The sequence below is a fragment of the Bartonella harrusi genome, from assembly GCF_024297065.1.
GTDB lineage: Bacteria > Pseudomonadota > Alphaproteobacteria > Rhizobiales > Rhizobiaceae > Bartonella > Bartonella harrusi.
Genome location: NZ_CP101114.1, coordinates 2162145 through 2186635 on the forward strand (window position 1 = coordinate 2162145; position 24491 = coordinate 2186635).

The following is a 24491-nucleotide window of genomic DNA, read 5'->3' on the forward strand; positions in this document are numbered from 1 at the left end:
GGATAAAAGATTTATTTTGCTAAGGGAAGCATAATAATAAAACGTGCACCAGTTTTACGCTTTCTAAATTTAGGATCAATAATATTTTCGGCTGTAATTGTTCCATTATGCGCTTCGATAATTTGCCGACTAATAGAAAGTCCGAGTCCTGAATTTTGCCCAAACGTATCTTCGTTTGGTCGATCCGTGTAGAAACGTTCAAAAATACGTTCAATATTCTCTGAACGAATACCAGGCCCATTGTCTTCAATAGTTAAAATAAGAGTTGAAGCATGACTTTTCATAGTTATAGAAATTTTACCACTATCACGGGGAATAAAAGAACGTGCATTTTCAATGAGATTGGAAATGACTTGTCCCAAACGGAGTTCATAACCCAAAACAAGATAGGCTTTTCCATGAGGACGTGGGATAATATGAAGGCTTATATCAATAACTTGTGTATTACGATATACTTCCTGAACAGCATGAACAAGACTTTCCAAAAGCAATTTCATATCAACGATCTGTGCAGTTTCACGCGCAAGCTCTGCATCTAGTCGGGATGCATCAGAAATATCAGTAATTAAACGGTTAAGACGGCGCACATCATGTTGAATAATTTCAAATAACTGCTCCTGTGCTTCTTCATTTTTAGCCAGAGGAAGCGTTTCAACAGCACTCCGTAATGAGGTAAGAGGATTTTTTAATTCGTGACTTACATCCGCAGCAAAACGTTCAATGGCTTCAATACGCATATAAAGGGCATTGGTCATATTCCGAATAGAAGCTGAAAGATGGCCAATCTCATCTTCACGCATTGAAAAGTCAGGGATTTCTACACGTTTATTATTGCCATTCCGCACACGGTTGGCAGAAGCAGAGAGTTTGCTTAGAGGATTTGCAATCGTGTGGGCTAAAAAGAGGGAAAGTACCACAAGCACGCTACATACAACGGCAAAGATTTTTAAAATAACTAGTCTTTGATCCTTTACAATGTCATCTATATCTGCATTTACGGTTGAAAGAAGAAGCGCTCCTACCACTGTACGATAGCGTTGAACAGGTACGGCAACAGAAACGATGAGTTGACCTTGTCTATTGCGTCGTTTGGCGGTAGTAAGAGTCCCCTTTAATGCTTGGTACAATTCAGGGTGAGCAATATCATTGTTTGTTGTTTGCTCTTTATCAGTAGCAATACCCTTTCCATAAAATGCATTTGAAAACCATGATGTAAGGTGTTGCCAAATGTTTTGTTCCGTTTTAAGTGGGGGTAAATTATAGCTAAAAACTTCACCACTCGAATAAAGAACGCGCGAATCAAGAAGTAAAGTAGCATCACGATCATAAATACGTGCCCTTGTTGTTTGCGGTGTGATGAGATATCGTAAAAGAAGGGCCACACGTTCAGAATTAATAGGAAAGTCCCAAGAGTCAGTTGATTGAGGTGCCGGTGTGATACTTTCTCCAGCCTGTAATTCTAAAAGTTTTTTAGGCTCAATAAAAATAGAATCTGTATCTACAGTTGCAGAAGCGGCAATGGCTCCAGCGATCAGTTTTCCTTGGGTGCATAAGCTTTTTATTTGCGCTTCAATTAAACCATCACGAAATTGATTAAGGTATAAAATGCCTGTTACCAGAACGGCAAGGGCAGCAATATTGAGTATAACAATACGACGTGTAAGACTAGAAAACAGTAGCTGTCTGAGGAGGCGTTGTATCCGACGGCACAAATGAACAAACACAGAAAAGAATGTTGATATACTCTTTGGTATCGTTTTTTGTAGTATTTCCTGTTGCGTATTTTTTGTCATCGATTTAATTGGTGTTTAGACGAATGCGACAAAAGAGCTTCATACTTCGTGGAAACGATAGCCTACCCCATAAAGTGTTTCAATCATTGCAAAATCATCATCCACTTGTTTAAACTTTTTACGCAGACGTTTAATGTGACTATCGATGGTGCGATCATCGACATAGACTTGATCACTATAAGCAGCATCCATCAGAGCATCACGACTTTTTACAACTCCCGGTCTTTGTGCGAGGGTTTGCAGAATCAAAAATTCCGTGACGGTTAAAGTAACAGGTTTATCTTTCCATGTACATGTATGACGCTCTTGATCCATCACCAGATCTCCACGTTTGAGAGAAGAGGTAGGAGAAGTCCCTGTTGCAAGCGGCTGGTTACGCGCGCTTGAACGACGCAAAATAGCTTTTACCCGTTCAATAAGCAAGCGTTGAGAGAAAGGTTTTGTAATAAAGTCGTCTGCGCCCATTTTGAGACCAAACAGCTCATCAATTTCGTCATCCTTAGAAGTGAGGAAAATAACAGGAATATCAGACTTTTGACGCAAGCGACGCAAGAGTTCCATTCCATCCATTCGGGGCATCTTAATATCAAAAATGGCTAAATGTGGGGGATGGAGTGTTAGGCCTTTGAGTGCAGAGGCTCCATCTGTATAGCTTTCAACCCGATAGCCTTCTGTCTCAAGCGCAAAAGATAAAGATGTTAAAATATTGCGGTCATCATCAACAAGTACAATCGTTTGCGTGATTGCTGGTGCATCTTTCATGGCTTCTCAGACCTTTCTATTGCTGTAGTAGCAAGTTATCCATATTATTTATATGGGATTTCACATTTTTTTTGCAAAACAAATATGATACAAATTGTAGCAGAGTAAAAAACCTTTCATCATGACGATAAAAGCTTGTTTTGCTTTCATAATTTTATAATGTTTTTGCGTGTGTTGAGATCCATTTGCTTGAGAGAAATTTTTCATTGCGGTGTTTTTTATCAAAATTTATGACTGTTTTTATCGAAATTTATTACCATCATTGTCCCATAATTGAACAGATTTGTTTTTGGTTGTTGAAGTTTAGAAAAACTGCCTATCTGTCTTAAGAGCAAGGAAGCGCGGTGGTATATATATACAAAAGATTTTCTTCCACTGCACAACAGGAGGGCACAATGGGATTTTTTAATTTTATGAAAACGGTTGGGGAAAAACTTGGTATTGGGGATAAAGAACCAGAAGAAAAGGATTTTAAGAATGCCTTTGATAATTTTCAACTGAGCACAGAAAAAGTAAATATTCAGGTTGAAAACGGCAAGGCTATTTTAAGCGGAGAGGTTCCAGATAGAGAAACTCTTGAAAAAGCGCTTTTGGTTGTTGGTAATGCACAGGGTATCTCTTCTGTTGATGTTGACCAATTAAAGATTGCAAATACTGAATCTACGAAATCTTCTCGCTTTTATGAGGTGAAGTCCGGTGATAATCTTTGGAAAATTGCTGAAGAAGTTTATGGAAAAGGGCAAGGGAATAAAAACACATTTATTTTTGAAGCCAATAAGCCAATGCTCAAATCTCCCGATAAAATTTATCCTGGACAAGTTTTGCGTATTCCTGAAATTGACAGCGCTTAATTCAAGAAAAAAATTAAGCTTATTTTTACGGAGTTGTATAAAAATTAAAGAGCATGAAAGTTCTCTTCATGCTCTTTAACGATATCATGCTTAATTACGTGTTAAATAGTCATGAAAGTGCTTAACGCGTAGGATGTTTTTTGGCAGGTGATTTATCATGTATAGCATGTACGGAAAATTCAATGTCAATCGTTCCCGCTTTTTCGAATGTTAATTTTGCGCTAATTTTGTCATCGGGTTTGAATGGTTGTGAAAGTCCCATGAACATAATATGGTCACCTCCAGGTTTAAGGGAAACTTCACCATCGCCGGGAATTTCAACACCATTGTGCATTTTTTCCATTTTCATAATATCATTAACGAAAGCCATGGAGTGGATTTCTGTTGTTTGTACCCCATTTGTTGAAACAGAAACCAAACGATCAGGGGTATTACTGTGATTAATGATATAGAGATAACCACTGCTCACTTTGATACCTTTAGGTGTTGCACGCGTCCAAGGATGAAGGATTTCTATATTTCCAATTTGATATTGTTGAGCTGTTGCAGGTAGGGTTACAAAAGTAAAGAAACAAGCCCACACAACATTTTTGATAATATTTTTTATGCGACATTGTGCGAGAACTAGATTTTTAGATATAAGATCTTTTATTCTTTTGACAATAAATATTATCATTGATTGACCCTCCTTAGTGAGATTCACTTTTCTCTATTTTAGCAGAGTTTTTATGCAAAATAAAAGAGAGAATTGCTAGAAGTTATACGAATTTCAATATAAGAAGGGAGGATGCATTTCTTTGGTTTAGAGGAAGACAATAAATTTTAAGATGACAGTGTGCTTAAAGGCAAAGGAGAACTTTTAAATATATTTTGCAAATTTAATATTTAATACGCAGAGAAAAAGAAAGTTAAGTGAGATATATCCAAAGTGGTTTTAAATCTCTAAACTGCTAGAAGTGAAGCTGTTAAGGGTAGATTGGCGGAATTTCTTATAAATTATGCATTTAGCATGCATGTGGTTTCATGTCATTGTTATAGAGAGTATATATGCATCTCTATGAGATTATATAAAAGTCATTAGAGAGTTTTGGTTATGGGAAGCTCTGATTGTGATATAAATCATTTGCGTTTGAATGATCTTTAAGAAATTTTTCTTATGAGAAATAAGGGAAAAAGTTTCGCTATTATCTTGTATTTTTTTAATCTCAATGAATAAAGGTGGCGTCTGTGTGTAATGAAAATGCCTCTTTTAAAAGAAAAATTTTATTTTAAGAATGTTTCTCTCATTATTCCCTTGTAGCGATAGGAGCCTGTTCTTATATACGGAGCAGAAAGGCTTTTGCGACTTGCGGTTTATTGTTTGTGTAACTTTGAAATGTGAGGTGCAGGCTTTTAAGTTTTATGAGGAGCTGTCTTAGAAAGATGCTTTATGAAGGTTGAGGTAGCTTGCTAAATGGAGATTATAATATGGCGAAAGTAATTGGTATTGATTTGGGGACGACGAACTCTTGTGTCGCTGTTATGGATGGCAAAAACGCAAAAGTGATTGAGAATTCAGAAGGAGCACGTACGACACCTTCTGTTGTTGCTTTTACAGATGGTGGAGAGCGGCTTGTTGGACAACCTGCTAAACGGCAAGCGGTTACGAATCCTGAAGGAACGGTTTTTGCAGTTAAACGCTTGATTGGCCGTCGTTTTGATGACCCCATGGTTGAAAAAGATAAAGCACTTGTGCCTTATAAAATTGTTAAAGGCGATAATGGTGATGCTTGGGTGGAAGAAGCCGGTAAAAAATATTCTCCGTCACAGATTTCTGCGATGATTTTGCAAAAGATGAAAGAAACAGCAGAGTCTTATCTTGGTGAAAAAGTTGAGCAAGCGGTTATCACTGTTCCTGCGTATTTCAATGATGCACAACGTCAAGCTACCAAAGATGCAGGTAAAATTGCTGGACTTGAAGTTTTGCGGATCATCAATGAGCCAACAGCCGCTGCTTTAGCCTATGGTTTGGATAAAAAAGACGGTAAAACCATAGCTGTTTACGACCTTGGTGGCGGTACATTTGATATTTCTGTGCTTGAAATCGGAGACGGTGTTTTTGAAGTTAAGTCGACCAATGGAGATACTTTTTTAGGCGGTGAAGATTTTGATATGCGTCTCGTTGGTTATTTTGCCGATGAATTCAAGAAAGAACAAGGGATTGATCTGAAAAATGATAAATTAGCATTACAGCGTTTAAAGGAAGCAGCAGAAAAAGCAAAGATTGAACTTTCTTCTTCACAACAAACAGAAATTAATTTACCATTTATCACGGCAGATCAATCTGGTCCCAAGCATTTAACGATGAAATTGACGAGGGCAAAATTTGAATCTCTCGTTGATGATTTGGTTCAACGCACTATCGAGCCTTGTAAAGCCGCATTAAAAGATGCAGGCTTGAAAGCGGGTGAGATTGATGAAGTCGTTTTAGTGGGCGGCATGACACGTATGCCCAAGATTCAAGAAGTTGTGCAAAAATTTTTCAACAAGGATCCACACAAAGGCGTTAATCCTGATGAAGTTGTCGCAATGGGAGCGGCTATTCAAGGTGGGGTATTGCAGGGTGATGTGAAAGATGTGCTGCTTTTGGATGTAACGCCTTTATCTTTGGGAATTGAGACATTGGGAGGCGTTTTCACACGTCTTATTGAACGCAATACCACTATTCCAACGAAAAAATCGCAAGTTTTTTCAACAGCTGATGATAATCAAAGTGCTGTAACTATTCGTGTTTTCCAAGGTGAACGTGAAATGGCTAATGATAACAAGTTATTAGCGCAATTTGATCTTGTTGGTATTCCACCAGCGCCGCGTGGTATGCCTCAGATTGAAGTTACTTTTGATATTGATGCAAATGGTATTGTTAATGTTTCAGCTAAAGATAAAGGGACTGGTAAAGAGCATCAAATTCGTATTCAAGCATCGGGTGGTTTAAGTGACACTGATATTGAAAAAATGGTAAAAGATGCAGAAGACCACGCAGCTGAGGATAAAAAGCGCCGTGAAGGTGTTGAGGCTAAAAATCAAGCAGAGGCTCTTATCCATTCAACTGAAAAATCGCTGAAAGAATATGGTGATAAGGTATCAGCTGAAGATAAAGAACAGATTGAAACCGCGATATCTGATTTAAAATCTGTGCTTGATAGCACCGATACTGAAGAAGTAACAGCAAAAATGCAGAAACTAGCAGAAGTGAGTATGAAGCTTGGACAGGCTATGTATGAAGCTTCGCAAGCAGCAACAGCCGATGCTGAAACACAGACAAAGGATGATGATGTGGTTGATGCTGATTTTGAAGAAATTAATGATAAGAAGAAATAGCATAAGCAAATGTGGTGACCCATTGATAAACCCGGCTTTTGAAAGATAAGGCTGGGCTTTGTCATTTGGAATGAGTTGCAACTTTTTTGTTAAAAATATAAATTGAAAGCAAAGATTATCCATCAAGATGGATGATAGAAATTATCAGGAATACATGATGAAAGTAGATTATTATGAAATTCTTGGCGTAACTCGCGAATGTGATGATAAAAAATTAAAATCTGCTTTTCGTAAGTTAGCAATGCAATATCATCCTGATCGCAACGCAGGGGATAAAGAAGCAGAAAGAAAATTTAAGGAAATTGGCGAAGCTTATGAAGTTCTCAAAGATCCTCAAAAGCGTGCTGCTTATGATCGTTTTGGTCATGCGGCTTTTGAAGGTAATGGCCGCGAGGGAGCCAATCCCTTTAGCGGTTTTGCTGCCGGTGGTGGATTTGCTGACATTTTTGAAGATTTTTTTGGTGAAATTATGGGGGGGATGCACCGTAAGCGTAATGATGGTCGTGAGCGTGGTGCGGATCTGAGTTACAATATGGAAGTGACCTTGGAAGAGGCTTTTTCAGGAAAAACCGCACAAATTAATATTCCGAGTTCGGTTACTTGTGATGTTTGTGAAGGATCTGGCGCAAAAAAGGGCTCTAAGCCACAAGTTTGTGGAACATGTCATGGATCTGGTCGTGTGCGTGCTGCACAAGGTTTTTTTTCTATTGAACGCACATGTCCTATATGTCATGGGCGTGGTGAAACCATTACCGATCCATGCCCAAAATGTCAGGGAACAAGACAGATAGAAAAAAATCGTTCATTGAGCGTGAATGTTCCAGCTGGTATTGAAGATGGAACGCGTATTCGTCTTTCTGGTGAGGGAGATGCCGGTATTCGTGGTGGTCCTAGCGGTGATCTTTATATTTTTCTTTCTATTAAACCGCATGAGTTTTTTCAACGAGAAGGGGCGGACCTTCATTGTCGTGTTCCTATTTCGATGGTAACGGCTGCTTTAGGGGGTGAATTTGAGGTTTCCGACCTTAATGGTACCAAAACACGTGTTAAAGTTCCAGAAGGGACCCAAAATGGGCGTCAGTTCCGCCTTAAAGGGAAAGGAATGCCCATGTTGCGTCGCCAACAAGTCAGGGGTGATCTTTATATTCATATCACTATTGAAACACCGCAGAAATTAACACCAGAGCAACGCGAATTGTTACAAAAGTTTGAGAAGCTTTCAAATCATGAGAATTCACCGCAATCGCATGGTTTCTTTTCACGTATGAAAGAATTTTTTGAAAATATCTCGAGACAACATTAATGTATGCACACTAGAATTAATAATTGGAAGAGCATATTTGAAAGATCACTTTCATTAAAGTCCTTATTGTATCGCAGCTTTTGTAGAGGGATTAAGGAACATTCCTCTTTCTGAAAGAGCGGATGGCTGCAAGAACATGAAGTAAATTCATATAACAGAATTTTAATGACTCCTTACGAAAAGACACTTCTCTTTAAAAGGAGCAGGGGGGGTATGCACAAGAAAAGCACCTGAAGCAAGAAGCATATCAGGTTTAAAAGGTTTAGGATGAATATTCTGCTCTTGTTTATTTTTTAGATGGGAAAATAAAAGAGGAATGCCTTTATTCTATAAAAAATTGAAACAATAAAAGCCTTTTATTGATTTTCATACTGTTAAGTGAAGCACTACACACATTTGCTATATAAGTTCAGTTGGTATTTTCAATAAAAGAAACAAATGGCTTTTTATAGAGAGAACCGCTTTTATTTTGATCATAATAAAAAATCTGCTTGTTAGGATCAAATAAATTCTGTGAAGCGTTATTCTCATTTCTTTCATAATATTTCTTATTGCTGTCTATCTATAGCCTTAAGGAATATAACGAAGAGAAGAAACAATTAAATGATTTTACAGTTCCCTTCAAGGGATTTTTATGGTTTAACGATAAGGGATTCTATTGTGCTAAAAAGTTTCTAATGTAGCACTATGCTATTTTATATTATCATTTATTTGTTATTTTCCAATATTTTTTTTACATTGAGATGTGTCATAAGAGATTTTTCCGTTCTTTTTAAAATGTTTTATCTCTACGCCAAGACCATTTGTAATATATAAACAAAAGGCGTTTATTGATTCATCATAAAAAAGGATTGGAATTGGAGAAAATATTCCTATATGAAAGGCTTTTATTTAAGTCAAAAATGATAAATTATGATTATAAATCAATATATTATTATCTTATTCATAATATACATTCATGAATCGTGTAATTGGTATTTCCTATTCTCAATTATTGAAAAAAAGACGAATTTTAAGTTAAAATTTTAATTTATTTAGGAAGAATGGATGTATGGCTGATTCATTCCGATGTTTGCGATATGATGCCTCATTTCATCATTATAACTGATTTTATTTTCATCTTTATAAAATCAATGATTGTATATATCTCTATCATTGTTAAAAATTTCATTTTGGGGTAAAAATATTAAGTTAAATGTACAATGTAGCTTAAAAATTATTCTGAATTTTGCTTTCAAGTTTTATAGATGAGGTTATGAAACAGTAAAATTTTTTACACCTATTTTATTTGGATTTTAGATGATAATTCTTTTTAAGAAAGCTGTTTTTGTCTCATCTTATTATAAATTTTGAGGTCATTTAAAGAAAAGCATTTTTTTTCAGGGGGATAGATAGAGTAAAACGTATTTTAAAATTTTTTCACTTTCCCTAAATTCCAAGAAGATTGGATAAAAAGTAATGAGGAGGCTTTTTGATGGATGATGTTGATAGCGATGTTGTAGATATTTTTGAAAAACAAGCAGCATTTTTATCGTCTGCTCTACCTTATATGCAAAAATATGAAAATAAAACGGTAGTTGTAAAATATGGTGGTCACGCTATGGGTAATGCTGCTTTGGGACGAGCATTTGCACGTGATATTGCTTTATTAAAGCAATCAGGCATTAACCCCGTTGTTGTTCACGGTGGGGGACCTCAAATTGCTGAAATTTTGATGAAAATGGGAATTGAATCACGATTTGAAAACGGTTTACGCGTCACCGATGAGCGTATCGTTGAAGTGGTTGAAATGGTTTTAGCAGGTTCCATAAACAAGGAAATTGTTGCTCTTATTAATGCTGAGGGTGAATGGGCAATAGGATTGTGTGGCAAGGATGGCAATATGGTTTTTGCTGAAAAGGCATATAAAACTGTCATTGATCCTGCTTCGCATATTGAACGTGTTTTAGACTTGGGATTTGTTGGTGAACCTGTTGAAATTGATCGCACATTATTAGATCTTTTAGCATGTTCTGAAATGATTCCAGTTCTTGCTCCTGTGGCTCCAGGTCGCGATGGCAAAACCTATAATATCAATGCTGATATTTTTGCTGGAGCTATTGCCGGTGCATTAGAGGCTAAACGCCTTTTATTTCTCACCGATGTTTCCGGTGTTTTGGATAAACAGGGTAAACTTTTAAAAGAATTGACTATTTCTGAAGCGGAAAACTTCATCAAAGATGGGACAATTTCAGGGGGAATGATTCCAAAAGTAGAAACTTGTATAAAGGCTCTTCAAAATGGTGTAGAAGGTGTGGTTATTTTAAATGGTAAAACCCCCCATTCTGTCTTGCTAGAACTCTTTACCGAACAAGGAGTTGGAACACTTATTGTCGCGTAAGATGTGGAAAAATTGGAGGCAAAAATCTTTCATGGTTGATAGAGAACATTTGAAACGTCCGTTATTGAGCAAGCAGGAATTGGCGTTATTTGCTGCGACAATATTATGGGGTATTACCTTTTTAGTGACTCACATTGCGGTACGCTATAGTGGTCCCCTCTTTTTTGTTGGATTTCGTCTTATGGTTGCGTCATTTATGTGTGGAGCAATTTTTTGGCGCTCTATGAAAGGTATAACTGTTTATGAAGTTTTTGCTGGGGTGGCGATTGGTTTAGGAATGTTTTTTGGTTATGGTTTGCAAGCTATGGGGCTTCAAACAATTATGAGTAGTCAGTCTGCTTTTATTACGGCACTTTATGTTCCGATAGTTCCAATCCTGCAATGGATTGTTTTTAAAAAGCCCCCCCGTTTAGCTTGTTGGATTGGTATTGTTTTTGCTTTTATTGGTCTTATCCTTGTTTCTGGACAAAAGCCTGGGAGTTTTGATTTTTCAAAGGGCGAAATTTTAACTTTGTTAGGTGCTTTGGCAATTGCTGGAGAAGTTATACTCATCGGAATTTTTGCTAACAAAGTTGATAGTCGACGCATAACGATTATACAGTTATTTTTTAGTGGTCTTTTTTCATTTTCTTTTATGCCCTTAGTGGGGGAAAGAATTCCTGAGTTTTCATGGATATGGCTGAGTATTGGTGCAGGATTGGCATTGATGAGTGCTGTCATTCAATTGGCAATGAATTGGGCACAAAAGTCTATTTCACCTACGCGTGCAACACTTATTTATGCAGGAGAACCGGTATGGGCTGGTATTGTTGGGCGTTTAGCTGGTGAGCGTTTATCCTCTTTAGCTTTATTGGGAGGAGCGCTCATCTTGATTGGAATCATCGTGGCTGAATTACAACCTTCACAATGGCGTAAAAAAGATAAAGTAATTAAGAAAACAGATTAACTTTGTCTCATCTTTCTTATTGTATTTTTATTTAAAGAACTTTCATTATTTTTACATCAAAACGAAGTGCGTTCTCTTTTATTTTCAAGCAAGAAGAGAGAAGAAATCTTTTAGAAAGAGACTCTTTTTCAGGAGGTCTTGCGCAAAAGAATATATTTCGAAAATTTAAAGAGTTAAGCAGATTAATCTGCTTCTATCGTTTTTTATTGTGTGCAAATTGAAACAGAATTTTTTGCAAATTTTAATCACAAGTTTAACTATTATATATGCATTTCTCATATTATTAAGTGATTATTACCAACGGATAGGAGAAAATGAAGAGCATTTGGGTGGTTTTATCACTAGTATTGCATTTGTCTCGCAACACGTTGATTTATAAAGATAATATATTCATATTAAATGAGGCTCCTAGATATCGTAAGATTCTCTCGTTTTAATTTTACTTATATTGAATGAATCAAAACCTTTCTCTTGCATATCTATAAGTAGAATGACCGTGTGTATTAAAAAAACTCTAAAGAAACTGTAAAAACACCTTTAATGAATTGGCTAAATGCGATGGCTGTTGTATTATTGGAGGTTGGTAAAGAGTATAATGGTGCCGTCTTGCTCTTTCACAAGCGTAAAGATGGTGGTGCTCAATGGATTTACCCATATACCTTTCATGAGTAGTATCGTGAAAAGGGTTTTGGTGCCTTAAGAGATATCTCTTTAAACCAAGCTCTAAATGTGCAACCTAAAGGTGTTCCATTCTTCATGAAGTTCGTGATCTCATTAAAGGACGTGACAAACAAAAGCGTGAAGAAATGCGTAATCTCCGTTATTTAAAAGACATTGCTGTGGATGCTTTCGAAAGTCGTAAAGCTGAATTTTAAAATGATGGTAGGGTTGGCAATTGGTTTCTCCCTTTACAATGTTATATTCTCCTCAAGTGAGGTTGCTTCTCCGTTTCAGAAATAACACAAACCAATATATGCAATGTGCTTGCTCCCATTCGCATACAAAAGCTGTAACAACAGAGAAAACACTAAACCGCCTTAATATTTGTCTCAAACATGCTGCTACATTGGAGCTGGAAGTTGATTGACAGGCAACAGAGAAAGCGCGCGCGTTTTTAGGAAAACAATGCCATAAAGTCAAAAACATGCCTGCTATGAATTGGAAAGATAGACCAGCTTTTATAAAATCACTTTGGAAACAACAACAATGATCTACTTAGTTTGGTAGTTTCTTATCTTTACAGGCGTTTGTACAAATCTTTTGCGTTATATTTTAAAAAGTCAGATTGGTTGTGATATTTTGACCATTTCTGCTAAGAATATGAAAGATCTCTGTGATGGTACAACAGAGTTTCGCATACCCTTATCGTTAGAAGCATTAGAAGTTTTGAAACAAGCGCACTTGCTGTCATGAAATGATTTTTTCTGTAATCGATTGTGGTCCCTTAGTATGAATTGCCTGTCACAATCTATGAGGGACTGGACTTAAAGCATGCCCGTATGGCGTTCGTTTTCGTTTATGGGCTTGGTGAGCGAACAAAAGTCTCATTTTTAGATTATGGAATATCATTTTTGGAAAGGCTCTTTTTATTTGTATTTTTTAAAAGGTTTGCAAAGGGGCATAATTGGTCTTTGCGTTTTGTGCTATTCTTTGCTAAATCGCCTCCTATGAAAAGAGATCGTAATTATATCCGTAATTTTTCTATAGTGGCGCACATTGACCATGGAAAGTCGACTTTGGCTGATCGTTTGATTCAAATGACAGGGGGGCTTGAGACACGAGAGATGAAAGAGCAGGTGCTCGATTCCATGGATATTGAACGTGAACGTGGAATTACCATTAAGGCACAGACGGTACGTTTGCACTATAAAGCAAAAGATGGTGAAACGTATATTTTAAATCTTATTGATACCCCTGGACATGTTGATTTTGCTTATGAAGTCTCACGTTCATTGGCCGCTTGTGAAGGTTCCCTTTTGGTTGTAGATGCAAGCCAAGGTGTAGAGGCACAAACGTTGGCAAATGTTTATCAAGCTATTGATAACTCTCATGAATTGGTTGTTGTGCTCAATAAGGTTGATCTTCCAGCAGCAGAACCTGAGCGTGTTAAAGAACAAATTGAGGATGTGATAGGCATCGATACTTCTCAAGCCGTAGAGATATCTGCAAAAACGGGTTTGGGTGTTCCTGATGTTTTGGAAGCAATTGTTACACAATTGCTCCCTCCGCATATTGGTGATGTTAACAAGCCATTAAAGGCAATGTTGGTTGATAGTTGGTATGATAGTTACCTTGGCGTTATCGTTTTGGTGCGGGTGATTGATGGTGTTTTGAAAAAAGGCCAAACCATTCGTATGATGGGTACAGGAGCAAAATATCCCGTTGAGCGGGTTGGGGTTTTTACGCCCAAAATGATTCAGATGGATGAATTAGGGCCTGGAGAAATTGGTTTTATAACAGCCTCTATCAAAGAGGTTGCGGATACACGAGTTGGTGATACCATTACAGAAGAGCGCCGTCCTTGTGAAGAGGCACTACCGGGTTTTAAGCCTGCGCAACCGGTTGTCTTTTGTGGACTTTTTCCCATTGATGCTGCTGATTTTGATGATTTACGCGCAGCCATGGGAAAATTACGTTTAAATGATGCAAGCTTTTCCTTTGAAATGGAAACATCAGCGGCTTTAGGATTTGGCTTTCGTTGTGGTTTTTTAGGGCTTCTTCATCTCGAAATTATTCAAGAGCGATTAGAACGCGAGTTTAATTTAGATTTAATCGCGACAGCACCTTCGGTTGTATATCGCATGAATATGAATGATGGTTCTGTCAAAGAATTGCATAATCCAGCAGATATGCCTGATGTTGTTAAAATTTCTTCTATCGAAGAACCATGGATTCAGGCAACAATAATGACTCCTGATAACTATCTTGGTTCCATTTTAGAACTTTGCCAAGAACGGCGGGGGGTGCAAGTGAGTTTATCCTATGTTGGTACACGTGCCATGGTGACATATGATTTGCCGTTGAATGAAGTTGTTTTTGATTTTTATGATCGTTTAAAATCAATCTCGAAGGGATATGCTTCTTTTGATTATCAAATGAAGGATTATGCCGAGGGTGATTTGGTTAAAATGTCTATTTTGGTAAATGGAGAAGCCATTGATGCATTGTCGATGCTTGTGCACCGCACGATTGCAGAAAAGCGTGGGCGTTCACTGTGCGAAAAACTAAAAGACCTTATTCCTCAGCATATGTTTCAGATTCCAGTTCAAGCAGCGATTGGTGGTAAAATCATTGCGCGTGAGACAATTCGTGCATTGCGTAAAGATGTGACAGCTAAATGTTATGGCGGGGATGTAACGCGCAAACGTAAACTTTTAGAAAAACAAAAAGAGGGCAAAAAGCGAATGCGCCAATTCGGAAAAGTAGAAATCCCTCAATCAGCTTTTATTCAAGCGCTCAAAATGAGTAAATAAAGAGTATTCTTCTTCATTAATTGCGCTTTTGCGTTGATTGGTTAAGATTTTCAGAAATGTTTTTTAATCACGCAAAAGATCATTAATAGATGTTTTTTCTCGTGTTTTTTGATCAACACGTTTTACTATAACAGCGCAATAAAGATTTGGACCTGCTTCACCATTTGGGAGTGGTTTTCCAGGAAGAGAGCCTGGAACGACGACACAGTAGGCTGGGACCTCACCTATAAAAACTTCACCTGTGTTACGGTCAATAACTTTTGTAGATTTTCCAATAAAGACCCCCATTCCTAAAACGGCTCCTTCACGGACAATACAGCCTTCAACGATTTCAGATCGTGCGCCGATAAAGCAATGATCTTCAATAATGGTTGGGTTTGCTTGCAGTGGTTCCAAAACCCCTCCAATTCCAACACCACCGGAAAGATGAACATGTTTGCCAATTTGTGCACAAGAGCCAACGGTAGTCCACGTGTCAACCATTGTCCCTTCATCGACAAAGGCACCAAGATTGACAAAGGATGGCATTAAGATAACATTGGGAGCAATGTAGGCAGAATGACGGACAATTGCTCCAGGAACACAACGAAAATCAGCTTTTTTAAACTCAGCTTCTTGCCAACCAGAAAATTTTGAAGGGACTTTATCCCACCAATATGTTTTATTTATTCCACCAGCAATAAGGTGCATAGGTTTGAGTCGAAAAGAGAGAAGAACAGCTTTTTTTAACCATTGATGAACATGCCATTGCCCATTCTCTCGACGTTGTGCAACACGGATCTCACCTTTATCGAGAAGGTTTAATACATGGTCGACACTCTCGCGGATTTCCCCCTTTGTCGTGGTATGGATCGAATTGCGCTCTTCAAATGCTTTTTCAATAACCATTTCAAGTTGTGTAAGATGAGTCATGATCACAGTTCCGTTAAACAAGTTGAAAGCTTCAAGATTTATTATCTATGACCTACGCGAAGAAATGTTTTCAGTCAATAAAACGATAAAGAAATAGGACAGATGTATGAAAAAAGACGATAAAGCAAAAAGAAAAGAAGAAAAAAACAGTTGCTGTTCATTTTTTCATGCGAAGGATGCTCTCCAACAGGGACATAAAGTTTCTAATTCAGCGCAAATCTGTTCACCTGCTTATCGTTTAGCTTATCTTGACCAAGAGTTTATGATGCGTCCTGAATTACGTTCACAACGTATTGGTTTTGAGTTTTTAAAACCAGAAATAACACTCCAAGAATGTGATATTCAATCAACCGTTGTGTTATTTGGTGGAGCGCGTATTCCTGAGCCTGGGCAAGAAGCATGGGCAGCAAAAAATGCAACACAAAAGAAGAACTTGCACGCTATGTCGCATTATTACAATGAAGCAAAGGGATTTGCACGTTTGTGCTCATGCTACTCTGCTACAACTGAATATCGTGAATTTGTGGTTGTTACAGGGGGAGGTTCAGGGGTAATGGAAGCAGGAAATCGTGGTGCTTTTGACGTTGGTGCGCCAACAATTGGTTTAAATGTTATGTTACCCCATGAACAATCCCCTAATCCTTATGTGACACCGCATTTATGTTTTAATTTTCATTATTTGGGAATGCGCAAAATGCATTTTTTAATGCGTGCCAAGGCATTAGTTTTTTTCCCTGGGGGCTTTGGCACTCTGGATGAGTTGTTTGAGACGCTCACTTTAATGCAAACAAAACGTATGAAAAAGGTTCCGATTTTGCTCTTTGGAAAAGAGTTTTGGAACAATGTGATCAATTTTGATTATTTATCTGCGCAAGGTACAATTTCTCCTTCAGATCTCACACTTATAACATTTGTTGATACAGCAGCAGAAGCTTTTGAACAAATTCGTGTCTTTTATCAGCTTTCCTAGCTACTTTTAGGAGAAATGATTTTTAAAGGGGAGTTAATAGTCAACTTGTGTCAAATAGAGTCCTGAAGGTGGTGCGACGACACCACAACGTGTGCGATCTTTAGCATGAAGGGCTGCTTCAAGATCACTGACTGTCCAGCGTCCAACACCAACTTCCATGAGACTTCCAGCAAATGAACGAATTTGATGATGAAGAAAAGACCGCGCCTGCGCATAGAGAAGAATCTCCTCTCCTTCCCTTTGAACATCGAGGCGTTCAAGAGTGCGAATAGGGCTTTTTGCTTGACAATGTGCTGAGCGAAAAGTGGTAAAATCGTGTCGTCCTACAAGTTTCTGTGCAGCTTCATGCATCGCTTCAGCATTAAGCGGTTTTGGCAACCACCACACGCGTTTAGCATGGAGAGCTGGTGGAGAGCGGCGATTGAGAATTTTAAAAAGATAATGGCGTTTTACAGCAGAAAATCGTGCATCAAAGCTATCAGGAACGTTTTGTACATTCAAGACTGAAATATTTTCCCCCTGTTTTTGTAAATGAGCATTGAGTGCATCGCGTACAGTATGTGTGTACCAGTTTTTTTCAAAATCAACATGTGCAACTTGTCCTGTAGCGTGTACACCTGCATCAGTTCGACCTGCTGTCGTAATGGTTAATTGTTGTCCAGAGAAGTGAAAAACAGCCTGCTCAATGGCACTTTGTATGGTAGGAAGTTCGGCTTGGCGTTGCCAACCAGCATAATTTGAGCCATCATATTCAAGGGTAAGTTTAAAACGGGGCATATTAAAAAACAGTAGAAATATGAGCGCCTCGCAAAAATGTTACGCTCTCAAGGATCCTACCACCAGATCTTTGTAGATGGGTTATTTCAAGACGCCCCTGTCCACAATGGATAATCAAAGAATCAGGTTCTATCCGACCAATTTCAAGAGAAGGACCTGTCGTTAAACGACTGCCAAGAATTTTGACGCGTTCTTCTTTTCCACCAATCTTCATATTACACCAGCAACCAGGAGAGGGGGAAAGTGCGCGGATATGTCTATGAATAAGTTCTGCAGGCTTTGTCCAATCAATGCGAGTTTCTTCTTTTTTAATTTTGGAGGCATAGGTTATATTTTTTTCTGATTGTGGGGTAAGTTTAAGCTGTCCTTTTTCAAGAGCGGATAGTGTCTCCACCATCAGTTTTGCGCCTATTTGTGCAAGTTCATTTGAAAGTTCAAAGGTCGTCATATTATTGGTGATAGGAATGGAGTGGGAAAGAGCGATAGGTCCAGTATCAAGTCCTTCATCCATTTTCATAATCATCATTCCTGTTTCCTTATCACCAGCCATAATGGCACGTTGAATAGGTGCAGCACCCCGCCAACGTGGTAAGAGTGAAGCATGGGCATTAAAACAACCAAAACGGGGTGCTTCAAGAACAGCTTTCGGTAGGAGGAGTCCATAGGCAACAACAACAGCAGCATCAACAGAAAGTGCGGCAAATTGCGCTTGTTGTTCGTCTGTTTTAAGTGTTTGAGGTGTGAAGACAGGAATAGATCTTGCTTGTGCTGCATTTTGAACAGCTGAGGGAATAAGTTTAAGACCACGACGCCCTGCTGGCCGAGGAGGTTGGCTATAAACAGCAGCAACATCATGACCGGCATTCAACAAAGCATACAAGATGGGAACAGAAAAATCAGGTGTTCCCATAAAACTTAAGCGTAATGCCATTACAAAAGTGCTTCCTCTATCTTTTTTTCTTTTGCGCGCTTTTTAAATTTTCGTATCACCATATCACGTTTAAGCTTCGAAATATGATCAATAAAAAGACAGCCATTCAAATGATCAATTTCGTGCTGTAAACAAGTAGCCAAGAGATCATCTGCTTCAATTTCTGTTTGTTTTCCTTCATAATCTTGATAGCGAACACGCAAGTGTTTGGGACGTTCAACTTCCGCATAATACTCAGGGATGGAAAGGCAACCTTCTTTATAAATACTGCGTTCATCTGAAAACCATAAAATTTCAGGGTTTATAATAACAAGCGGATTTTTTTTGGTCTCATTTCCAGAAACATCTATAACCAACATACGCAGTGGTATGCCAATCTGAATAGCAGCAAGACCAACGCCTTTGGCATGATACATAGTCTCCAGCATATCATCAGCAAGCCTCTGGAGAGCGGAATCAATATGCCCGACAGGCTTGGACACTTCCCATAAAATCGGATCAGGTAAAGTAACTAAAGGTTTAATTGGCATAAGCGTAGATTAATCAATGGTTTGTTGTGGGTCAATATAGAATAACAGATTCTTGCGCTTTTTTACGATAAGAGCGTTATATTACCTTTTATGTCTGATTCGTTATCTTCTTTTATGCTCTTTGGTGAGTCTTTTGCTCAAGGGATAATTGTACTTTTATTTGTACTTGTTTGCTTCATCTTTTTTATGTTGATACATTCTCATCGAAAAAAGGCGCTTTTGGAAAGTGAAATTGCTAAACGTGCTCGTGAGGCACAGATACAGATGGACATATTGTTGAAAACACAGGCTGAAATGCAAGGCCGGATGCAGACTATGGCAGAAATTTTTGGTCAAAGACAAGCTGAATTAAATAAATCTATAAGCGAACAACTCAATGGAATGACTACCAATTTGGGTCAAACTCTTCAGGTACAAACGAAATCTACCTATGAAAATTTGAACCGTTTACAAGAGCGTTTAGCAGTAATTGATGCGGCACAAAATAACATTCAATCACTTACGGGACAAGTTGTTCAGTTGCAAGCTATTTTAAGCAATAAGCAAACGCGAGGCACTTTTGGTCAGGGGAGGATGGAAGCAATTATTGCCGATGCTCTACCAGCAAATTCCTATGTTTTTCAAGCCGTTCTCTCCAATGGGAAACGTCCAGACTGTCTCATTCATATGCCTCATAAGGCACCTTCTCTTGTTGTTGATGCTAAATTCCCTCTGGAAGCTTGGAATGCCATGCGTAAAGCCGCATCAGCTCAAGAGCGTCAGGAAGCAGAACGCCAATTTCGCACTGACATGGACGTTCATATTCGCGATATTGCGCAGAAATATTTAATTCCTGGAGAAACGCATGATACGGCTTTTCTCTTTGTGCCATCAGAATCCATTTTTGCAACAATCTATGAAGATTTTGAGCCATTGGTACAAAAAGCCAATCGATTACATGTGATTATTGTTTCGCCATCTTTGTTGATGTTATCTGTTCAGGTTGTCCAAACCATAATGAAAGATGCGCGGATGCGTGAACAAGCGCATTTGATTCAGTCAGAAGTAGTGAAATTAATGGAAGATTTTGGACGAATGGATACACGTGTGCGTGCTTTACAGAAACATTTTTCCAAAGCAGGTGAAGATATTGAAGGGATTTTAATATCATCCTCCAAAATTATGAAACGGGCTAATCGTATTGAAACTTTTGAATTAAAAGAGCAAGATTCAGGGTCAAAGCAAATGCCTTCTCCTGTTCAGTCCCAAACATTGCATTTGGTTGATGAAGAATAAAGTGCGCTTTTGTAACAAGCCGTACCATCCATACTCTTTACTGTCCCCCAATGTTGCGACAACTCTTGGTATTTAGACGATTCATTAAAGGCGTTTTTACTCCTTTCTTTAGAGTTTTTACCCACACGACAGCACCGCTTATGACGTGCAGAAACATAGTTTTGATTGATTCAAATAAGGGGATTTAAGATGAGAGAATCTTATAATATTCTGGGGTTTCATTCAACATGTAAAATGATAAATTATCTTTATAAATCAATGCATTGTATTATAGATAAGGGTTCTTTATTGGTTGGTAACCTTTTTTTGCTATCTATAGCATGTTTTATTTCCCAATGAGAGGAATAGAAAAGATGCGACACCTTTTGTTGTTAGGAGCATTGGTGTTCTTTCTGGAGGGATGCACAACAAGCCGCCCCCTGTATACAAACAATGCTTGCGCCATTTTAGCTCAAAAAAATGGTTTTTTTGATAATTGGGGCAAGGCTTCTAAACGCGCAGAAATGCGCTATGGAATTCCGATGCCTATCATTCTTGCAACCATTAAGATAGAGTCAAATTTTCGTCACAATGCACGCCCTTCACGCACCAAACTTTTTGGTTTTATTCCGTGGAAACGCCGGTCAACAGCATATGGCTATTCGCAAGCGCTTGATAGTACTTGGGCAATGTATCTGCGTTCCACAGGAAGATCTTTTGCATGGCGTACCAATTTTGCGGATGCTGCTGATTTTGTTGCTTGGTATCATCGCCAAACGGTTCAACACAATGGTGTGAGATTTAATGATGCCTATAACCTTTATTTAAATTATCATATGGGTCATGGTGCTTATGCACGCAGTAGAGGTTATGTCTCTACAGCACTTTCACAAGCGGCACAGCGTATGGCAAGCCTTTCTAGAAATTATGAGCAGCAATTAAGGGTATGTGGATGGCGTTAAAAGAAATATTCTCAATAAAAGAGTGTGCGCGTTTTAAAATCAATAGGAATACAGGATTATTTATAAGGAGGTATGATTTTTAGCTTGCAACATTGAAGATATCGAAACAACCCAAAGCCTTTTTTGTAATGCATTTGAGAACATTATGGACAGGGCTTGTCTCAAGATCTTTATTAAAATTAAAGAAAGAAGCAATATCAAAAGTTAAAAAGTTCATTATAAAAGAAATACCGTTACAAAGATCAAAACTAGGCAGAGGGGGCTAATGTTTCTATAACACCAAAATTTTTCTATTTAATTCTATTATTGTCGTTATGTACACCATGTATAACTTTAAATACTGGTTATCCAGTAGGCCTTATAGTAGAACCATAACGAAATGTATATGCATTCATACACACATTACAATCATCATCGTTACTAACTTTATCAATGGAGCAAGCAAAATAACATAAAAAATTATCATTTATATCTTCGTAAGAGTAATGGACTCCGTTACGAATAAAAGCTAGACTGAAATATTACAAAGAGCTCCGTTTAGTAAAAATCTTTCCTAGTAAAAGTATACTTTGTATGAAAAAGAAAGAGACATCGCTTGCTTAAAAAATAATGCTATGGAGTGGAAGAGTGTAAATTTAAGCGCGATGATATTTTTATGGCAGTGCTCATGTTTATGACAACGCTTTATTTTACGAAATTTTACGAAGAGTGATACTCTTAAAATTAAAAAGATTTTCTTTCAATTTATTTATAGAAAAACTTATCTTATTTACAAAAAGACCTATAGCCATGCTTTATTGGTTCAAGACTGAAAAGGTCTATCAAGATATTTCATTTGCTCTTCATAAAACAGGTTAGTGTAGAGTTACAATTTGCAATTCATGTTCATTAGCACCTGCAAGAGCAATAGAGCGCTCATCAGACAAAATAATCGGATAACCTGTTTCACCAAAGAGAGCCCATATTGTAATGCCTGGAGTCATTGGTGGAAGATCTGGAAAGTTTTTCGCCAAATCATCCGTACAAACCTTTTTTAAATAAGCAATCTGCCCCGCATCAAAATGGGTAGTATCTTGCAACAAAAAGTTTTGTTTGTGTTCTCCCATTTCACTATTCCTTTACGCTTTAATTTTTACTACTTACTATCACTGACTCCGATTGGAATCTGCTTTGTTTGTTTTTTTACTTTTGGTTGATGTAGATTAATTGATAAGAGACCATTTTTCAACTCAGCATTTGTAACGTGCATTCCCTCTGCAAGAACAAAAGTACGTTGGAATTGACGTGCTGCTATTCCATGATATAAATATTGATGGTTTTGATTGTCTGTTTGCTTACCATGAATGATCAATTGATTGTCGTCGAGCAAGATATTAAGGTTATCAACTTTAAATCCAGCAACAGCGAGAGTTATACGTATGTGATTTGCATCATCGTTTTTATGTAAACGTTCGATATTATAAGCTGGATAAGTCTCATCGGCTTTACCAAGGCGTCGCAACGTTTTTTCTATCGTTTCAAATCCTAAAAGAAAGGGATTGGAGAAAGGCGTCACATGTGTCATTGTGAATTTCCTCTTCAAAGCGGCTTTATTTGACCAAACTCTATAAAAAGTGTTTGCTGCATTTCTCTCATATGGCAAGCGTAGACGATAACTTCAAGAGAGAAGATAAGAGAGTTCAATGATTCAAAGAACGCGTAAATTGTCAAAGACGCAAAAATCTTCTGAAATTTCTGGAATATTGTATGAGGAAGAGGAAATTGAGGAAATTTTTCGCCGTTTTTCTGTTCAACGCCCAATACCTAAGAGTGATCTTATCTATACCAATGCTTTTACGCTTTTGGTTGCAGTTGTATTGTCAGCTCAAGCAACAGACACCAGTGTTAATAAAGCAACAAAAAAATTATTTCATCTTGCAGATCAACCGGAAAAAATGATTGCATTGGGAGAAGAAGAGATTGCACGTCATATTCGTACCATTGGTCTTTGGCGTGCAAAAGCACGCAATGTTTATGCACTTTGCTGTTTTTTAATGGATCAATATGATGGTCAGGTGCCTAACAGTCGTGAAGCCCTTATGGCTCTTCCTGGAGTAGGGCGCAAAACGGCGAATGTTATTTTGAATGTTGCTTTTGGTCAGTCTACACTAGCGGTAGATACACATATTTTTCGTCTTGGCAACCGTCTTGGTTTAGCGCCCGGCAAAACACCAGAAATTGTTGAAGAAAAGTTTTTAAAGATTATACCGGTGCGTTATCTTCGCCATGCGCATCATTGGCTCATTTTACATGGGCGTTATATTTGCCAAGCGCGTAAAGCAAACTGTAGGCAATGCATTATTGCTGATTTGTGTAAAGCTGCCATCAAAACAAATGCTATTCCAGCACCTTTGGTTGAAGTTCAAGGAAATGGAGCACCGATTTTTTTTTGATACACTCTTGCTATTTTGTCTATACTAGCTTATGAAAACGCTGTTGAAGCCGCCCGGCAGGGCATGCCGTGGCTGCTTAAAAGCTTTTTCAAGTGTTGGTCCGCTTGAATCAATAAATCGATTTAAATGAATACGAATTGAATAAGAATAAAGAAATTCAATTGAGTATATAAAATGTATGGAGTAGCAAAATGCCCAAGATGAAGACCAAATCATCCGCTAAAAAGCGGTTTAAAATCACTGCGTCAGGCAAAGTTAAAGTAGCAGCTGCCGGTAAGCGCCATGGTATGATTAAGCGTTCGAATAAATTCATTCGTGATGCGCGTGGAACGATGGTTTTATGTGAACAAGATGCTCAAAAAGTTATTCAGCATTATTTGCCAAATGGTTTATAGACCTTACGCTTTTGATTTTGAGGAGAATATGACATGGCACGTGTAAAAAGAGGTGTGACAGCACACGCGAAACACAAAAAAGTTCTTAAACAGGCTGAAGGTTTTTACGGCCGGCGTAAAAATACTATTCGTGCAGCGAAAGCAGCCGTTGATCGTTCCAAGCAGTACGCGTATCGTGATCGCAAAAATAGAAAGCGGACTTTCCGTGCTTTATGGATTCAGAGAATTAATGCCGCTGTACGGGCAGAAGGCTTAACATATGGACGCTTTATTGATGGTTTATCGAAAGCGGGTATTGAAGTTGATCGTAAGGTTCTTTCAGATATAGCAATTCATGAAGAAGCGGCATTTTCTGCTTTAGTTGCTTCGGCAAAGAAGGCTTTAGAATATTTGAAACACACAACACCTAATGCTTTTGAGAGTGCTGTCAAGTAAGCCAGTCGTGTTCTCTTAAAGCATT

Annotated in this window: 22 protein-coding genes; 13 read left to right on the forward strand and 9 right to left on the reverse strand. The window is 38.0% G+C overall.

Annotated elements, in window-relative coordinates:
- Nucleotides 1-11: 11 nt before the first annotated feature.
- A complete protein-coding gene (locus NMK50_RS10135) occupies nucleotides 12-1793 on the reverse strand; it encodes a sensor histidine kinase (RefSeq protein WP_254770360.1) in 1782 nt (593 codons plus the stop codon).
- A 39-nt stretch (nucleotides 1794-1832) separates the two neighbouring features.
- On the reverse strand, nucleotides 1833-2555 hold the full coding sequence (locus NMK50_RS10140) for a response regulator transcription factor (protein WP_241437912.1): 723 nt from the start codon (nucleotides 2553-2555) through the stop codon (nucleotides 1833-1835).
- 395 nt (nucleotides 2556-2950) lie between these two features.
- On the opposite strand from NMK50_RS10140, the gene lysM reads away from it, so the two are divergent.
- Nucleotides 2951-3406, forward strand: a complete 456-nt coding sequence (lysM, locus tag NMK50_RS10145; RefSeq protein ID WP_254770361.1) for a peptidoglycan-binding protein LysM — start codon at nucleotides 2951-2953, stop codon at nucleotides 3404-3406.
- 121 nt (nucleotides 3407-3527) lie between these two features.
- Here the strand turns inward: lysM and NMK50_RS10150 are convergent, their stop codons facing one another.
- Nucleotides 3528-4082, reverse strand: a complete 555-nt coding sequence (locus NMK50_RS10150; protein WP_254770362.1) for a copper chaperone PCu(A)C — start codon at nucleotides 4080-4082, stop codon at nucleotides 3528-3530.
- 791 nt (nucleotides 4083-4873) lie between these two features.
- Here NMK50_RS10150 and dnaK point away from each other — a divergent pair.
- From dnaK to lepA, 6 genes are all read left to right on the forward strand, one after another.
- A complete protein-coding gene (dnaK, locus tag NMK50_RS10155; protein WP_254770363.1) occupies nucleotides 4874-6766 on the forward strand; it encodes a molecular chaperone DnaK in 1893 nt (630 codons plus the stop codon).
- Between the two features lie 157 nt (nucleotides 6767-6923).
- The gene (gene dnaJ / locus NMK50_RS10160) at nucleotides 6924-8069 is read left to right on the forward strand and encodes a molecular chaperone DnaJ (RefSeq protein ID WP_309486027.1); all 1146 of its coding nucleotides are present in this window, start codon (nucleotides 6924-6926) and stop codon (nucleotides 8067-8069) included.
- A 1474-nt stretch (nucleotides 8070-9543) separates the two neighbouring features.
- Complete coding sequence (gene argB, locus NMK50_RS10165) at nucleotides 9544-10449, forward strand: acetylglutamate kinase (protein ID WP_254770365.1); 906 nt, start codon at nucleotides 9544-9546, stop codon at nucleotides 10447-10449.
- A 31-nt stretch (nucleotides 10450-10480) separates the two neighbouring features.
- Nucleotides 10481-11395 carry a DMT family transporter gene (locus NMK50_RS10170; RefSeq protein WP_254770366.1) on the forward strand — a complete coding sequence of 305 codons (915 nt, stop codon included), beginning with the start codon at nucleotides 10481-10483 and terminating at the stop codon, nucleotides 11393-11395.
- A 1260-nt stretch (nucleotides 11396-12655) separates the two neighbouring features.
- Nucleotides 12656-12808, forward strand: coding sequence for a hypothetical protein (locus tag NMK50_RS10540; protein ID WP_309486016.1), 153 nt, complete (start codon nucleotides 12656-12658; stop codon nucleotides 12806-12808).
- A gap of 254 nt (nucleotides 12809-13062) precedes the next feature.
- A complete protein-coding gene (gene lepA, locus NMK50_RS10180) occupies nucleotides 13063-14868 on the forward strand; it encodes a translation elongation factor 4 (protein ID WP_254770367.1) in 1806 nt (601 codons plus the stop codon).
- 63 nt (nucleotides 14869-14931) lie between these two features.
- Here lepA and dapD read toward each other — a convergent pair whose 3' ends face one another.
- Entirely contained in the window at nucleotides 14932-15780 is an 849-nt protein-coding gene (gene dapD, locus NMK50_RS10185) for a 2,3,4,5-tetrahydropyridine-2,6-dicarboxylate N-succinyltransferase (protein ID WP_254770368.1), read from the reverse strand.
- Nucleotides 15781-15886: 106 nt separating this feature from the next.
- Between dapD and NMK50_RS10190 the strand changes: the two genes are divergently transcribed.
- On the forward strand, nucleotides 15887-16750 hold the full coding sequence (locus NMK50_RS10190) for an LOG family protein (RefSeq protein WP_254770369.1): 864 nt from the start codon (nucleotides 15887-15889) through the stop codon (nucleotides 16748-16750).
- Nucleotides 16751-16783: 33 nt separating this feature from the next.
- Here NMK50_RS10190 and truA read toward each other — a convergent pair whose 3' ends face one another.
- The 3 genes from truA to def are packed head-to-tail and all read right to left on the reverse strand — an operon-like array spanning nucleotide 16784 to nucleotide 18988.
- Nucleotides 16784-17527 (reverse strand): tRNA pseudouridine(38-40) synthase TruA, encoded by a 744-nt coding sequence (gene truA, locus NMK50_RS10195; protein ID WP_254770370.1) that lies wholly within the window; start codon nucleotides 17525-17527, stop codon nucleotides 16784-16786.
- A 1-nt stretch (nucleotide 17528) separates the two neighbouring features.
- On the reverse strand, nucleotides 17529-18458 hold the full coding sequence (gene fmt / locus NMK50_RS10200; RefSeq protein WP_254770371.1) for a methionyl-tRNA formyltransferase: 930 nt from the start codon (nucleotides 18456-18458) through the stop codon (nucleotides 17529-17531).
- Entirely contained in the window at nucleotides 18458-18988 is a 531-nt protein-coding gene (def, locus tag NMK50_RS10205) for a peptide deformylase (RefSeq protein ID WP_254770372.1), read from the reverse strand. Before def ends, fmt begins: the two co-directional genes overlap by 1 nt.
- Before the next feature lie 90 nt (nucleotides 18989-19078).
- On the opposite strand from def, the gene NMK50_RS10210 reads away from it, so the two are divergent.
- Nucleotides 19079-20263: a DNA recombination protein RmuC gene (locus NMK50_RS10210; RefSeq protein ID WP_254770373.1), complete on the forward strand. Its 1185-nt coding sequence runs from the start codon at nucleotides 19079-19081 to the stop codon at nucleotides 20261-20263.
- Nucleotides 20264-20616: 353 nt separating this feature from the next.
- Nucleotides 20617-21204, forward strand: a complete 588-nt coding sequence (locus NMK50_RS10215) for a transglycosylase SLT domain-containing protein (protein WP_254770374.1) — start codon at nucleotides 20617-20619, stop codon at nucleotides 21202-21204.
- Between the two features lie 854 nt (nucleotides 21205-22058).
- Here NMK50_RS10215 and NMK50_RS10220 read toward each other — a convergent pair.
- Both NMK50_RS10220 and NMK50_RS10225 read right to left on the reverse strand, forming a co-directional pair.
- Nucleotides 22059-22310: a BQ00720 family protein gene (locus NMK50_RS10220; protein WP_254770375.1), complete on the reverse strand. Its 252-nt coding sequence runs from the start codon at nucleotides 22308-22310 to the stop codon at nucleotides 22059-22061.
- Between the two features lie 29 nt (nucleotides 22311-22339).
- Complete coding sequence (locus tag NMK50_RS10225; RefSeq protein WP_254770376.1) at nucleotides 22340-22768, reverse strand: Hsp20 family protein; 429 nt, start codon at nucleotides 22766-22768, stop codon at nucleotides 22340-22342.
- Nucleotides 22769-22886: 118 nt separating this feature from the next.
- On the opposite strand from NMK50_RS10225, the gene nth reads away from it, so the two are divergent.
- The 3 genes from nth to rplT all read left to right on the forward strand — a co-directional run bounded on the left by nth (nucleotide 22887) and on the right by rplT (nucleotide 24466).
- Complete coding sequence (gene nth, locus NMK50_RS10230) at nucleotides 22887-23636, forward strand: endonuclease III (RefSeq protein ID WP_254770377.1); 750 nt, start codon at nucleotides 22887-22889, stop codon at nucleotides 23634-23636.
- 191 nt (nucleotides 23637-23827) lie between these two features.
- Nucleotides 23828-24031 (forward strand): 50S ribosomal protein L35, encoded by a 204-nt coding sequence (gene rpmI, locus NMK50_RS10235; protein WP_254770378.1) that lies wholly within the window; start codon nucleotides 23828-23830, stop codon nucleotides 24029-24031.
- A gap of 33 nt (nucleotides 24032-24064) precedes the next feature.
- The gene (gene rplT, locus NMK50_RS10240) at nucleotides 24065-24466 is read left to right on the forward strand and encodes a 50S ribosomal protein L20 (protein ID WP_254770379.1); all 402 of its coding nucleotides are present in this window, start codon (nucleotides 24065-24067) and stop codon (nucleotides 24464-24466) included.
- Nucleotides 24467-24491 lie beyond the last annotated feature (25 nt).

Excerpts from the sequence above, each read along its gene's own strand:
- NMK50_RS10135 (WP_254770360.1), bottom strand. The coding sequence starts at position 1,793 with ATGACAAAAAATACGCAACAGGAAATACTACAAAAAACGATACCAAAG.
- NMK50_RS10140 (WP_241437912.1), bottom strand. The coding sequence starts at position 2,555 with ATGAAAGATGCACCAGCAATCACGCAAACGATTGTACTTGTTGATGAT.
- lysM (WP_254770361.1), top strand. The coding sequence starts at position 2,951 with ATGGGATTTTTTAATTTTATGAAAACGGTTGGGGAAAAACTTGGTATT.
- NMK50_RS10150 (WP_254770362.1), bottom strand. The coding sequence starts at position 4,082 with ATGATAATATTTATTGTCAAAAGAATAAAAGATCTTATATCTAAAAAT.
- dnaK (WP_254770363.1), top strand. The coding sequence starts at position 4,874 with ATGGCGAAAGTAATTGGTATTGATTTGGGGACGACGAACTCTTGTGTC.
- dnaJ (WP_309486027.1), top strand. The coding sequence starts at position 6,924 with ATGAAAGTAGATTATTATGAAATTCTTGGCGTAACTCGCGAATGTGAT.
- argB (WP_254770365.1), top strand. The coding sequence starts at position 9,544 with ATGGATGATGTTGATAGCGATGTTGTAGATATTTTTGAAAAACAAGCA.
- NMK50_RS10170 (WP_254770366.1), top strand. The coding sequence starts at position 10,481 with ATGGTTGATAGAGAACATTTGAAACGTCCGTTATTGAGCAAGCAGGAA.
- lepA (WP_254770367.1), top strand. The coding sequence starts at position 13,063 with ATGAAAAGAGATCGTAATTATATCCGTAATTTTTCTATAGTGGCGCAC.
- dapD (WP_254770368.1), bottom strand. The coding sequence starts at position 15,780 with ATGACTCATCTTACACAACTTGAAATGGTTATTGAAAAAGCATTTGAA.
- NMK50_RS10190 (WP_254770369.1), top strand. The coding sequence starts at position 15,887 with ATGAAAAAAGACGATAAAGCAAAAAGAAAAGAAGAAAAAAACAGTTGC.
- truA (WP_254770370.1), bottom strand. The coding sequence starts at position 17,527 with ATGCCCCGTTTTAAACTTACCCTTGAATATGATGGCTCAAATTATGCT.
- fmt (WP_254770371.1), bottom strand. The coding sequence starts at position 18,458 with ATGGCATTACGCTTAAGTTTTATGGGAACACCTGATTTTTCTGTTCCC.
- def (WP_254770372.1), bottom strand. The coding sequence starts at position 18,988 with ATGCCAATTAAACCTTTAGTTACTTTACCTGATCCGATTTTATGGGAA.
- NMK50_RS10210 (WP_254770373.1), top strand. The coding sequence starts at position 19,079 with ATGTCTGATTCGTTATCTTCTTTTATGCTCTTTGGTGAGTCTTTTGCT.
- NMK50_RS10215 (WP_254770374.1), top strand. The coding sequence starts at position 20,617 with ATGCGACACCTTTTGTTGTTAGGAGCATTGGTGTTCTTTCTGGAGGGA.
- NMK50_RS10220 (WP_254770375.1), bottom strand. The coding sequence starts at position 22,310 with ATGGGAGAACACAAACAAAACTTTTTGTTGCAAGATACTACCCATTTT.
- NMK50_RS10225 (WP_254770376.1), bottom strand. The coding sequence starts at position 22,768 with ATGACACATGTGACGCCTTTCTCCAATCCCTTTCTTTTAGGATTTGAA.
- nth (WP_254770377.1), top strand. The coding sequence starts at position 22,887 with ATGATTCAAAGAACGCGTAAATTGTCAAAGACGCAAAAATCTTCTGAA.
- rpmI (WP_254770378.1), top strand. The coding sequence starts at position 23,828 with ATGCCCAAGATGAAGACCAAATCATCCGCTAAAAAGCGGTTTAAAATC.
- rplT (WP_254770379.1), top strand. The coding sequence starts at position 24,065 with ATGGCACGTGTAAAAAGAGGTGTGACAGCACACGCGAAACACAAAAAA.